Consider the following 12154-nt stretch of genomic DNA (forward strand, 5'->3'; position numbering starts at 1 on the left):
AATTATCCAACGGATCGATTAAAAAACAGGCTTATATTAGCCATGAAACGTTATTATAAAGCAAAGGCGGCTACCGATGCTTTATAAATTATTGGTTAACCCATAAAGTAAATAAGTCCATAGAAAAAGACTAAAGTTAATCCGACAGTGACCAGCATATTTTTCAGTAAAAATGCTGCTACAACGCAAAATAGCGCTCCCCAGAGATAAGGATTATCAGGGAAACTGCGTAATTCATGATTTTCTAATAAAATGACAGGGGCACAAATTGCAGTAAGCAAACAAGGCGCAGAATAACTGAGTGCTTGGCGTACAATTAATGGTAATCGTATTGGTAATTGAGGGATCAGAAAAATATAACGCAGAGAGAAAACAACAGCCGTTAAACTGATAATTAAAATCCAGATCATTTTTCTTCCCTTAATAAACGAGAGACACCAACAGAAACAAACATCCCACCAACGCCGGCAATTACAATTGCACTACTGATCGAATACATCGATAGGGCAATCGCAGTAATTAGTGAAAATAAAACACCACAGGCGGTACTTATTTTTTTAGTGAGTGGAACGACAATGGCTAATAGTGTCGCGACAACTGAGAAATCTAAATGTAATTTACTTAAATCACCCACCAAATTTGCCATCACAATGCCGCATAGGCTGGTGACTAACCACACAAGATAGAAACTAAACCCCGCACCAAATAAATAGGCAAAGCTGAGTGCTTGTCGCTTGGCTGCACTAATGGCGAATAGCTCATCAGTTAATAGAAAGCCAATGCTTAAACGTTGTGGTGTCGTGAAATCTTTTACGTGAGGACGCATGGTTAACCCATATAAAAGATGCTGCGATGTAATAAAGAAAACAGAAATCACAATCGTAATATAGCCAGCTCCTGAATTGAGCAAACCTAGAGTGACTAACTGAGCTGCGCCTGCAAAAACCATGGCGGACATTGCGATGCTTTGCCAAAAAGAAAGCCCTGTTTCAATGGCCATGGAACCCGCAAGAATCCCCCACGGAATAACTGCAAGATTTAAGGGTAATGTGTGGACAGCTCCATCCATCATTGCGCGCTGCCATGGCTTTGGTTGTTGAGACGACATCGATGTGCACCTGTATGTTGAAATGTCATTCATTAAATAAAAGTTTAAAGAGAGACAATGTTGATTTAACTACAGGTATTTAGAGTAAAAATCATTATTCGATACGCTGTAGGCATCCATTGTTATATCGTGAAATGTGGAACAAATCACTATCTCTACCTACAAGCTTTAATTAGCATTAATAACTTACTTTTATTTAATTTATGAAGTTTTATATCATTTAAAAAATATTTTTAGCGTGCTGCTGATTAAGTGATTTTGATTGAAATTTAATTTCAATTTTCAATGTATAAATCTATACAAATGGCTAGTTATACAGCAAATAACTAGATTTATATTTCATATATAGATCTGTTAATGGTGATATCTTTTATTAAAAATAAAAGGTGTGTATCATAGTATCCATTAAGCAATAATGTGAATTAATTGTTATAACTTTTATTGAGTTAGCGGGTTTATTATGCTTGAAAATTTAGGTATTACAAACTTATGGACTTATCTTATCGGTGTGATTTTTATTACATTGGTACCAGGCCCTAATTCTCTATTTGTTTTAACGAGTAGTGCAAAATATGGTGTAAAAAATGGTTATAAAGCAGCACTTGGTGTATTTACTGGTGATGCATTGCTCATTTTTTTATCATTTTTAGGTGTTGCGTCTTTAGTCAAAACGTCTCCTATATTCTTTAGCGTGATCAAATATGCAGGTGCTGCCTATCTATTTTACTTAGGTATTAAAACGTTATACTCAGTATTGCATAAAAAAGAATCTGCAGCAGACGTTGATGGGATCATATTAGAAACAAAAGGGACTTATAAGAAAGCTGTCTTTTTAAGTTTGCTAAATCCAAAAATGATCATTTTTTATGTTTCATTCTTCATTCAATTTATTGATCCAGCGTACCCAAGTGCAGGGGTGCCGTTTTTTGTGCTCGGCGTGATATTAGAAGCATGCAGCATGTTTTATCTATCAATGCTGATATTTGGTGCTGTTGCAGTGACCAACATGGTAAAACACAATAAAAAACTATCAAAATTTTCAAATAGTTGTATTGGTGCCGTCTTTTTAATGTTCGGTGCGAAATTAGCATTAACAGCCTAATTTATTGATTTATAAATTTTTATCATAGAATAGCTGGCGAATGTGCCAGCTATTTTTTTGTTTCTAATTTATCTTTTCAGGTTTTTTCCTGTTTGCCTTCAGAGTGATGCCTGTCATCATGGTGCTAATTTAGTCACGACTAAGCAAGCCGCTGTACAAGGAAGTATGAGTACGGCCCAAAACCATCGAGTTGATATTCATTGAGGTTGTTATGCACATTCTGGGATTATTAATCTATTTTATTCCTGCGATTTATTTCGCTGTCCATTCAATAAAGAGTAATCAAAACTCTTATTGGTTGTTCATTTTATTTGTTTTCCCAATCTTGGGTTCGGTTGTTTATGCGCTGGTCGTTTGGATGCCGGCTATGCGCTATTCTCGCCATGGATATAAATTAGAAAAAGCGATTAAAAAACAATTAGCACCCAATAAAAGCATTAATCAAGCTCTAAAAGAGTATGAATTAAATCCGACCACGAATAGCTGTGTAACACTAGCTGATGCATATACCGATAAAGGTGACTATCAAAATGCGATTAAATACTATCAAGAATCACTGCAAGGAATTAATCAGTATTCACCGGATATTATGTTGAAATATGCGGATGCACTGTATGAAGTGGGGGAATACGCGCGTTGTAAAGAGACGCTAGACTTATTGTGTGAAAAAAATCCAACGTTCAACTCGAATGCGGGGCATTTTTTATATGCTCGTTCTTTAGTACGCTTAGGGTTGGTTACAGAAGCTGATAATGAGTTTCGTGCCTTATTAAGTCATCGTGATCATATTGAATACAAGGTTGCTTACGCTGAGTTTTTATTTGAACAAAAACGAGTGATTGAAGCGATGCCATTAATTGATGAAGTGATTAAAACCTATTCACTTTTACCCAAGGCAGCACAGAATTATAATAAGCACTGGTATCAAACGGCTGTAAAACTAAAAAACAGTAAGTTAATAGGGTAAGTTAGCTTTCAAGCACAATTATTAAAAACATCTCGTTATTGGCTCTCCATTGCTTGTATGGAGAGCCAAATTATTGCAGTTATTCTTATTATCGTAATTATTCCTACCAGCGTTTTACATCTCTATCAGATTGAGTGACGGAGGTACATTTTGCCAATAGTGGTAATGTTTTCTTTTTCAAATCATCCATCAAGCTATAAATAACGGGAACAAACAGTAAGCTGAGTACCGTTGAGCTCATTAACCCCCCGATAACTGCAACTGCCATTGGCGCCCTAAATCCTGCATCGGCTCCCGTTGTGAGCACGAGGGGGATCATTCCTGCAATCATGGCAAAAGTAGTCATAATAATTGGACGAATTCGCTCCTGACCTGCTTCGATAATAGCTTGTTGTCGATTTAAACCGGCTCGTTCTTTTTCAAGAATAAACTCTACCAAAAGTATCGAGTTTTTGGTGACGATCCCCATCAACATTAAAATACCGATAATGACAGGAAGATCTATCATCGCACCATATAACACTAAGGCGATAATGGCTCCCCCGATAGAGAATGGTAGTGCCACCAAAATCGTTATAGGTTGCATAAAATCTTTAAACAGAATAATGAGTATGGCGAATACCAGCAGTACACTGAAAAGCATTGTCGTACTAAAACGTTCAAACATGTCGAGCATGAACTCCATATCACCATACTCTAATGGCTCAATACTTTTTGGTAGTGATTGATATTCAGGAAGTTCGACAGCGTGTTCCAATGCTTCGCCAAGTGATAACCCATCTAAATTACCTTCAATAGACATTTTTCTGGCACGATTTATGCGGTCAATCTGTGATGGTCCATCGCTAAAATTAATGCTAGCAACGGATTTAAGTGGCACAGTTAAATCATTACCACTACGAATATAGAGATTACGCAACGCGCTTACGTCATTTTTTTGATTGTCAGGTAAAACAACCTGTAACGTTAATTGCCTATCCGGTAAATTAAACTTAGCGCTGCGAGAGTTTGATTCTCCCATTGTAGCCACTCTTAATGTATTGGCGATTTCTTCTACATTAACTGCAGTTCTTCCTAAATCTTGCAGGTCAGGGGAGATAATCAGCTCTTTACGTAAAAGTGGTTTAACAACACGCACATTATTAATGCCATTTACGTTGGCAATTGCATCGCGTAGCTTATGCATTTGAATTTCTAGCTCTTTGGGATCAGCTCCTGTAAAGGTTAATGAAAATTCTTTATTTCCTTCGCTATTACTGAAGGTATAGCGTGCATCTGGAGTTTGTTGTAATAGATGCGAAATTGAGTTTTCAAACTGTTTTTGTGACATTTCACGTTCATTTGGGTCTGTTAGTGTCAGAATTATTTGACCTTTATGCTGAGCGATTCCATCGGCGTCATCACTGATCCCCGCAATGGTATAGATTGACTTTATTTCAGTACGTGACTTCAATTGTTCAGCCATATTCCTAACCGCGTTTTGAGTTTCTTCGACAGGGGTTCCCGGCGGTAATTCCACTTCAATCTGGCTAACACTAATATCGCCTTCAGGCATAAAGCCAATAGGCAGATAAGTAATACTGGAGATTGAACCAATCAAAAATATAAATGCGAATGAAAGGGCGAGTTTGCGATGTTTCAATGTCATCACTAACAATTGAGAATATCGATTGATCCAGTTAGGTACAGAATGTTCGGCCGATTTCTTTTTTGCGGGTAATAAGACATAGGCTGCCATTAATGGCGTGACTAATCGGGCGACTAGTAATGAAGATAAAACAGCCGCGGAAACGGTAATACCAAAAGGCACAAAGTATTTACCAACAAAGCCGCCAATAAAACTGACGGGTAAGAATACCGCTACAATAGTGAGTGTGATGGCGACAATGGCAAAACCTATCGCGTCCGAGGCTTTTAAAGCTGCTAAATAAGGGCGCTCACCTCGCTCTATGTATTTTTGAATATTCTCAATTTCGACAATGGCATCATCGACCAAAATACCGATGACTAATGTCAATGCAAGCAGTGTCATACTATTAAGTGAATAGCCAAATATTGCCAATACCAAAAAGGTGGGAAGAATAGATAAAGGTAATGCAATCGCCGCGACTAAGGTAGCTCGCCAACTTTTTAAAAAGAAGAAGACAATGATAACGGTTAAAAACGCACCTTCTAATAAAGTTTGGATCGTTAAATGGTAGCTTGATTCTGTATATTTCACGGTTGATGAAACAAGCTGAATAGAAATATCAGGGTGTTTCAGTTTTAATTGTGCAAGCTCATGTTCAACATTATTTGCTACCTCGGTATCACTGGAGCCTTTAGCGCGAAATACGGCAAAGCCAACTACATCTTTACCATTTAATTGCGAAATAGTTTTGGCTGTTTTTTGTCCTTGATAAATTGCAGCAATATCCCCGAGCTTAATCCACTGCTGATTACCAATAGGCAATTGGATATCTTTAATTTCATCAACATCCTTTTTTTCACCTAAAATCCGAATCGTATGTTGTAGGTTATTATATTTAGACGAACCACCCGCGGAATTTTGATGCACGCTTCTGAGTAATTCATTAATGCTCAGAATAGACAATCGTAATGCTGCAAGTTTATCGGCATCTGGCTCGATGCGAATAACGCTATCAGCACCACCAAGGCGACTGACTTTTTGTACTCCGTGGGCCGTAATTAACTGTTTACTGACTGTATCATCAATAAACCAAGATAAATCGGCAAGGGATTGGCTATCTGATGAAACGGCGTAACGTAATATTGCACCGCCTTCGATATCAATACGGTTAATTAATGGTTCATCAATCGTTTGCGGTAAATCACTGCGGATTTGTGCGATTTGTTCACGAATATCATTGGTTGCAATATAGGCATCCACGGTTAAATCAAATTCAACGGTGGTGGTGGAAATGCCTTCTGTGATGGTTGAGGTAATATGGCGGATCCCTGGAATACCAGAGACCGCACGTTCAACGGGTTTCGTGATGGCGTTTTCCATTTCCGTTGGGGATGAGCCATCTTGCGTAATGGTCACTGTGACTATTGGAAAATTAACTACCGGGTTTGCAGTAACAGGCAATTGATTAAAAGAAAATATACCCGCAATCGTGAGCGCTAAGAACATAACGATAGTAGGAATAGGGCGTGTGATTGCCCATGAAGATAGCTGGAGTTTCATTGACTATCCTTGACTGGGGTCACAGTATCATTTTCAGTTAAAAAGGCTTGGGCATTGGTGACAACAACGGTATCAGGCGAAATAGGGGACAAAATCTCGATACGGCCATCATGAATTTTTCCGGTCGTTATTTTTTGCTGCTTCACTTTATTATCAACGACAGTAAAAATAACTCGTTCACCATTATCTAATGTTCGAATGGCACTGTATGGGAGCGTAGTTTGCAGTTTTTCTAAATTGGAAATAATCGCTGTACCTGATTCTCCGGCTTGCAGATTGTCTTTATTTTCAGCAAGAGAGATACGAACTTTTCCTTGTTGTGAAATAGGATCTACTTTTGGCGCTAAGTAACGTAATTTTCCTGCTATTTGCTGATTATTAGGCGTTTTTAATTGAATAGACGTCAGATTTGATAAACGTTTTAATTCTGAAATATGCGCTAAAGCATCAAATTCAATTTCACCATCTTCAATGATTTTAAACAGTAATTGGTTATCTGTTAGCATTCCTCGGATAGCATGGCGCTCACTAATAACGCCAGAAATGGGCGCAACGATCCGTGATTTATCTTGCTGACTTTTTTCTTTGGCAAGCTGTGCTTGCAGTTGGCGAAGTTCCGCTTTATTAGCTTCCAATAGCGCATTCGCCGCTACAGACTCAGATTTTGCTTTTTCAAAATCATTAGCAGAAATAACCCCAGTTTTAGCGAGAGGTGCAAGGCGAGAGAGTTCTTTCTGCGCCTGTTCTGCCACGGCTTTTTGCTGCTTAATATAGGCTGTGGCTTTTTCAGTTTCAGCTTGTAACTGACTTACAGATGCATTTTGGAGTGGGGATTCTAATATAGCCAGTAGTTGGTCCTTCTCAACCCATTGACCTTCTTCAACCAGTACATCAATCACCATTTGTTGCTGCAAAGGTGAGCCGATCGCAATCTCATTTTTTGCAACGAATGTGCCCGGTAAGGTCAACGTTTCCACATAGGGTGTTTGTTTAGGCGAAGTCACATTCAATCGCATGGTTTCAGAAAGAGAAACTAGCGATATAAACAGCATGTAGAATAACAAAGAGGTAATACTAAGACGTTTCATAAACCGATAAACCCTAATCGTGATATTGAGGGTAAATTAATGAAATCGCCTCAGCATTACCATAAACCAAAGTTAAACCTTAATTTTCCGTTAAGGTTAGTTATTTCAATACCTAACGTGAAAAACGTTTTGAACCTGCAACACACAAAATGACACCAAGCGTAGACATGATCATGATGCTATTAACTGTTTCATTAAGCAGCCAAGCAGAAAGCACTAAACCAATAAATGGTTGTAATAGCTGCAATTGACTAACGCCCGAAATTCCGCCTTCAGCAAGCCCTCGGTACCAAAAAAAGAAACCAATTAGCATACTAAATAGAGAGACATAACCTAGGCCCATCCATGCTTCAAATGGAACAGTAGAAAACGTTGATGGTAAGCGCAAAATACTGAATATCAACATGATGGGTAACGCTAGAACCAACGCCCAGCAAATGACCTGCCAGCTCCCTAATGATTTTGAAAGTACCGCGCCTTCTGCGTAGCCCAATCCACAGACAATCACAGCAATGACCATATATAAGTCACCTTGCCATGCGTGAGTGGCTCCTTGAAGAATTGCGAAGCCGATTACAAATAAACTTCCCATGACTGAAAACAACCAGAACAATTTGCGAGGGCGCTCGCCTGCTCGTAAAACGCCAAATAAAGCGGTAGACAAAGGAAGCAGTCCTAAATATACAATGGAGTGAGATGAGCTAATGTACTGCAATGCCACCGCAGTTAAGAATGGAAAGCCAAGTACCACACCAAATGTCACGATAAAAAGAGGAATCAAATTTTGTCTTGCTGGAATTTTTTGGCGTAGAACTATCAAAACAATCAGAGCCAAAATCCCAGCGATGGTAGCCCGCAGAATGGTCAAATAATCGGGTGAAAATCCACTGATAGCAAGTTTGGTTGCGGGAAGTGAGCCACTAAAAATAGCAACGCCAATAAAGCCACTGATCCAACCACGAGTGGTATGAGAGGGAGTCGTTATGGAAGCACCGTGCGATATTAATGATTTACTTTGATTCATAATTGACCGTTATTATTTGTAATTGAGTTTTGCTAAGCTAATCGACATAATCATGACAATCAAAAAATTGTCATAGGTACAATTTCATGACTCAGAATCGTTATAAGCAGTATGTTGACTTGCTTTCAGCGCAGATCATGAGTGGCGAATTGAAAGCGGGCGCTCGTTTACCAACACATCGCCATTTTGCGGAAAAATCGGGAGTTTCTTTAGTCACAGCTTCGCGAGTATATCGAGAGCTTATTGAGCGGGGCTTGATCATCGGGGAAACTGGGCGAGGTACCTTTGTTCGAGATATCAATCTATTGCCCAAGTTAAGTATTGAGCAAGATGTCGCTAAAAATACATTAGACCTGAATTTCAGTTATCCGATTGCGAAAGAACAAACCAAACTATTACGGGAATCGTTACGGGAAATAGCGGTTGGGGGTGATTTGGAAGGAATTCTTTATTATCAACAGCATACAGGGCGAGAGCATGAAAGGCAGACAGTCGCTAAATACTTAAAACAGCGTGGATTAACTCATGCAACGGCAGATACCGTCGCTTTAGTCAGTGGTGGGCAACATGGTTTAGCAACCATTATTTTAGGTATGTTCAGTCCTGGAGATATTATTGCCGTCGATGCTTTAACTTATCCGGGGTTTAAAGCTCTAGCGAAAATCTACCATTTAGAGCTTATATCCGTGCCTACGGCAGAAAATGGTCCAAACTTACAAGCGTTGGATAAGCTATGCCAACAGAGAACAATTCGAGCCTACTATGCGATGCCGACACTGCATAATCCGCTAGGTTGGGTGATGAGTTTATCGGAACGTAAAAAGCTGGTGGACTTAGCCAGGCAGCACCAATTTTTCTTAATTGAAGACGGGTCTTATGCCTTTTTGCAGCGACCAGCAGTTGTCCCATTAGCAACGCTTGCACCTGAAATTACATTTTATACAACAGGTTTTTCGAAGAATATTGCAACTGGCTTACGTGTCGGTGCGGTACTGGCACCCCAGCAATATATTGAAAATATCGAGCGTATCATCCGAATTACAACATGGAATACACCGGCAATAACCACTGCTATTCTCTGTGATTGGATCGAAAAAGGTGAGGTCGATAGCATTGAAAAAGATAAGCGGCGAGATGCAAAGATCCGGCAAAAAATAGTCCAGAAAATTTTCACGGATATACCCTATATTGCGCATCCAGCCAGCTATTTTGTTTGGCTACCCTTACCGGAAGGTGTGCGCGCAGATGTAGTGGTCAGTGAATTAAAAAAACAAAATATCGCGACTAGCAGTGCGGAGTCTTACAGCACATCAAACGCGGTACCGCAGGCGTTAAGAATAGCAATTAGCACCTTAACCCATGAAGAGTTGGCAGTGGCAATCGAAGCAATTAGGCGCGTTGTATTGTATTTGATTGATTTATAAAGATGATAAGTATGAAGGAATAAAAATAGTGGAACATATCAAACATTTTACTGCGACAGCGATGATCTGTAATGCTCGTGGGGAGTTTCTATTACATGAGCACCCTAAGCTAGGTATTTGGTTACCGCCTGGTGGCCACATTGATCCGAATGAAGAGCCGCAAGATACCGTTGTTCGTGAAGTGTTTGAAGAAACCGGTTTACGGTGCCGAGTGATTGATTGTCGCTATCCGTTACACGCTAAGGTTAACGATTCTGAAGGCACGTTTTCTTTACCGATTCCCTTAGCTATTTTAAAAGAATTTATTGCAGATAAACGCCAAGGTGATCATTGGCATATCGATATGGTTTATCTCTGTGAGCTAATAGACGAAGAAACCCAATGCAATGCGGATTTTCATTGGGTTTCTCTGAATAAAATGAATGACTTAAATCTTCCTAAAGATGTGGTGGAGCTTGCCATTATGGTGAATGAATATTTTCAAAATGGTTCGACTTATTCGAAATGAATTCAGTCATGATGAAATATTAAAAAAGAGCAGAGAGATACCCAGAATAATTAATAAGGCACCGATAACTCTATCCATAATGAATTGATATTTTAAGATTTTATTTCTAATCAACGGTGCTGCAAAGAATAGAGCAATTAAGCTAAACCAAACCCAATGTGCAAAAGAAATAAATAATCCGTAGCTGAAGTTTAACCATTGAGAGTTACCAGCTTGGATCACTTGGGTGTAGACCGAAACAACGAAAAACATCGTCTTAGGGTTGAGTGCATTAGTTAAAAAACCCATTTTAAATGCGGAAAATGAAGAGGGTATTGATGCCGGATTAAGGTCATCGCTGGCGTTAATTGCTGTTTTGTTTGTTAAGGATTTAAAACCAATATACACCAAGTAAGCGACACCAAGGAGTTTGGCTGTCATAAATAATGTAGGGGAACTCATAATGATTAGAGTTACGCCAAAAATGGTATACAGCACATGAACTTGTACTCCAGCAGCAATACCAAGGGCGCTGAGTAAACCCGTTTTGGTGCCGTAGGAGTAGCTATTTCTGGTGACCATAGCGAAGTCGGGACCAGGGCTAATAACCGCCAAAATAGTGATGGTGGCAACAGCGATAATTTCATTCATAGTGGGATCCTAATGGTAATAAAAACTGACTTAATTTCTGGATGGAAAATAAATTTGATTAACTTGATTTGTTGATTATCAATAGATTGTAAATAGAGGAAAAGCGATTTATTCTCAATGAAATCTGTCAGTTTTCATTACCTATTTAATTGTGAAGCTACTCATTTTATAAGCCCCTTAATTTTATGAAGACATCAATTCTATGAAACTGCCTCCATTAACATCGTTACGGTTTTTTGATGTTGCTGCACGCTATGAAAGTATTATTAAAGCCGCGCAAGAGCTGCATGTAACGCACAGTGCAATTAGCCGCCAGATAAAATTACTTGAGGAGCATCTTGGGATTTTACTGTTTGAACGACGTAACCGAGCTATCTTTTTAACAGAAGAAGGTAAATTGTTATTTCAAACGACGACGCATTTATTCCAACAACTTTCTGATACCGTCGAAATAATTACTCAGCGTCCTCATAACCGAGTTGTTAGTTTATCGTGTGAGCCGACCATCGCTATGAAATGGTTGATCCCTCGTTTAACCAGTTTTTATCAGCAATATCCTGAAATTACCGTGCATTTAATCGCCGCTGGTGGTCCGATTGATTTTAATAAGGCGGGAGTTGATCTTGCTCTTCGCCGTAATGATTTCACGTGGGATGACAATATTTATGCGAAGAAAATATGCGCGGAATGGATGGGTATCATCAAGAAAAATGATAGCCAGCCTTATAATGAGATGAACTTGCTTGTACCGGCCTCACGGCCAAATGTTTGGCGTACATGGCAAACCCGTAGTGGCATTAATTTACAACATAATAAACAAATTAATTTCGAACATTTCTACCTGTGTTTGCAGGCTGCATTAGCAGGACAGGGTGTTGCTATCGCATCGTTCCTAATGGTTGCTGATGAAATGAACACACAACAATTAATGGCTCCAGAAGGTTTTATTGAAGATGGTTCGGCATATTACTTGCTTTCACCTAAAGAAATAAAAGCAGACACCCCAGCAGCTATTTTTATGGAATGGTTGGAAACAAACGTGAATCAAAGCCTATTGTTGACTCAGCAATCGGCATAAAATTTGTATAATTTTAAGGGTTTGGTTATTTAATC

General features: G+C 39.1%; 11 protein-coding genes. 5 read left to right on the plus strand and 6 right to left on the minus strand.

The genetic code is table 11. The features are described from left to right. Positions 1–95: 95 nt before the first annotated feature. Entirely contained in the window at positions 96–410 is a 315-nt protein-coding gene (locus H0913_RS09475; RefSeq protein ID WP_154603840.1) for an AzlD domain-containing protein, read from the minus strand. Continuing rightward, positions 407–1108, minus strand: coding sequence for an AzlC family ABC transporter permease (locus tag H0913_RS09480; protein WP_154603839.1), 702 nt, complete (start codon positions 1106–1108; stop codon positions 407–409). Before H0913_RS09480 ends, H0913_RS09475 begins: the two co-directional genes overlap by 4 nt. Before the next feature lie 460 nt (positions 1109–1568). Here H0913_RS09480 and leuE point away from each other — a divergent pair, with 460 nt between their 5' ends. Together leuE and H0913_RS09490 are read left to right on the plus strand one after the other, a co-directional pair. Beyond that, positions 1569–2210: a leucine efflux protein LeuE gene (leuE, locus tag H0913_RS09485; protein ID WP_154603838.1), complete on the plus strand. Its 642-nt coding sequence runs from the start codon at positions 1569–1571 to the stop codon at positions 2208–2210. Between the two features lie 367 nt (positions 2211–2577). Then, positions 2578–3177 carry a tetratricopeptide repeat protein gene (locus H0913_RS09490; RefSeq protein ID WP_181477144.1) on the plus strand — a complete coding sequence of 200 codons (600 nt, stop codon included), beginning with the start codon at positions 2578–2580 and terminating at the stop codon, positions 3175–3177. Between the two features lie 103 nt (positions 3178–3280). Here H0913_RS09490 and H0913_RS09495 read toward each other — a convergent pair whose 3' ends face one another. The 3 genes from H0913_RS09495 to H0913_RS09505 all read right to left on the minus strand — a co-directional run bounded on the left by H0913_RS09495 (position 3281) and on the right by H0913_RS09505 (position 8479). After that, on the minus strand, positions 3281–6367 hold the full coding sequence (locus H0913_RS09495; protein WP_181477145.1) for an efflux RND transporter permease subunit: 3087 nt from the start codon (positions 6365–6367) through the stop codon (positions 3281–3283). Next, positions 6364–7455: an efflux RND transporter periplasmic adaptor subunit gene (locus tag H0913_RS09500; RefSeq protein WP_232368776.1), complete on the minus strand. Its 1092-nt coding sequence runs from the start codon at positions 7453–7455 to the stop codon at positions 6364–6366. Before H0913_RS09500 ends, H0913_RS09495 begins: the two co-directional genes overlap by 4 nt. 112 nt (positions 7456–7567) lie before the next feature. Further along, positions 7568–8479: a DMT family transporter gene (locus H0913_RS09505; RefSeq protein WP_181477146.1), complete on the minus strand. Its 912-nt coding sequence runs from the start codon at positions 8477–8479 to the stop codon at positions 7568–7570. A gap of 86 nt (positions 8480–8565) precedes the next feature. Here H0913_RS09505 and H0913_RS09510 point away from each other — a divergent pair, with 86 nt between their 5' ends. After that, positions 8566–9903 (plus strand): PLP-dependent aminotransferase family protein, encoded by a 1338-nt coding sequence (locus tag H0913_RS09510; RefSeq protein WP_181477147.1) that lies wholly within the window; start codon positions 8566–8568, stop codon positions 9901–9903. A 28-nt stretch (positions 9904–9931) separates the two neighbouring features. Then, positions 9932–10411, plus strand: a complete 480-nt coding sequence (locus H0913_RS09515) for an NUDIX hydrolase (RefSeq protein WP_232368777.1) — start codon at positions 9932–9934, stop codon at positions 10409–10411. Positions 10412–10417: 6 nt separating this feature from the next. Here the strand turns inward: H0913_RS09515 and H0913_RS09520 are convergent, their stop codons facing one another. Next, positions 10418–11041, minus strand: a complete 624-nt coding sequence (locus H0913_RS09520; RefSeq protein WP_154638492.1) for a LysE family translocator — start codon at positions 11039–11041, stop codon at positions 10418–10420. Between the two features lie 202 nt (positions 11042–11243). On the opposite strand from H0913_RS09520, the gene H0913_RS09525 reads away from it, so the two are divergent. Then, the gene (locus H0913_RS09525) at positions 11244–12119 is read left to right on the plus strand and encodes a LysR substrate-binding domain-containing protein (RefSeq protein WP_181477148.1); all 876 of its coding nucleotides are present in this window, start codon (positions 11244–11246) and stop codon (positions 12117–12119) included. Positions 12120–12154: the final 35 nt, after the last annotated feature.

It is taken from the genome of Providencia rettgeri (assembly GCF_013702265.1).
Taxonomy (GTDB): Bacteria; Pseudomonadota; Gammaproteobacteria; order Enterobacterales; family Enterobacteriaceae; genus Providencia; species Providencia zhijiangensis.

Coding starts and splice junctions, on each gene's coding strand:
- leuE (WP_154603838.1), top strand. CDS start 1,569: ATGCTTGAAAATTTAGGTATTACAAACTTATGGACTTATCTTATCGGT.
- H0913_RS09510 (WP_181477147.1), top strand. CDS start 8,566: ATGACTCAGAATCGTTATAAGCAGTATGTTGACTTGCTTTCAGCGCAG.
- H0913_RS09525 (WP_181477148.1), top strand. CDS start 11,244: ATGAAACTGCCTCCATTAACATCGTTACGGTTTTTTGATGTTGCTGCA.
- H0913_RS09490 (WP_181477144.1), top strand. CDS start 2,578: ATGCGCTATTCTCGCCATGGATATAAATTAGAAAAAGCGATTAAAAAA.
- H0913_RS09520 (WP_154638492.1), bottom strand. CDS start 11,041: ATGAATGAAATTATCGCTGTTGCCACCATCACTATTTTGGCGGTTATT.
- H0913_RS09475 (WP_154603840.1), bottom strand. CDS start 410: ATGATCTGGATTTTAATTATCAGTTTAACGGCTGTTGTTTTCTCTCTG.
- H0913_RS09480 (WP_154603839.1), bottom strand. CDS start 1,108: ATGTCGTCTCAACAACCAAAGCCATGGCAGCGCGCAATGATGGATGGA.
- H0913_RS09505 (WP_181477146.1), bottom strand. CDS start 8,479: ATGAATCAAAGTAAATCATTAATATCGCACGGTGCTTCCATAACGACT.
- H0913_RS09495 (WP_181477145.1), bottom strand. CDS start 6,367: ATGAAACTCCAGCTATCTTCATGGGCAATCACACGCCCTATTCCTACT.
- H0913_RS09500 (WP_232368776.1), bottom strand. CDS start 7,455: ATGAAACGTCTTAGTATTACCTCTTTGTTATTCTACATGCTGTTTATA.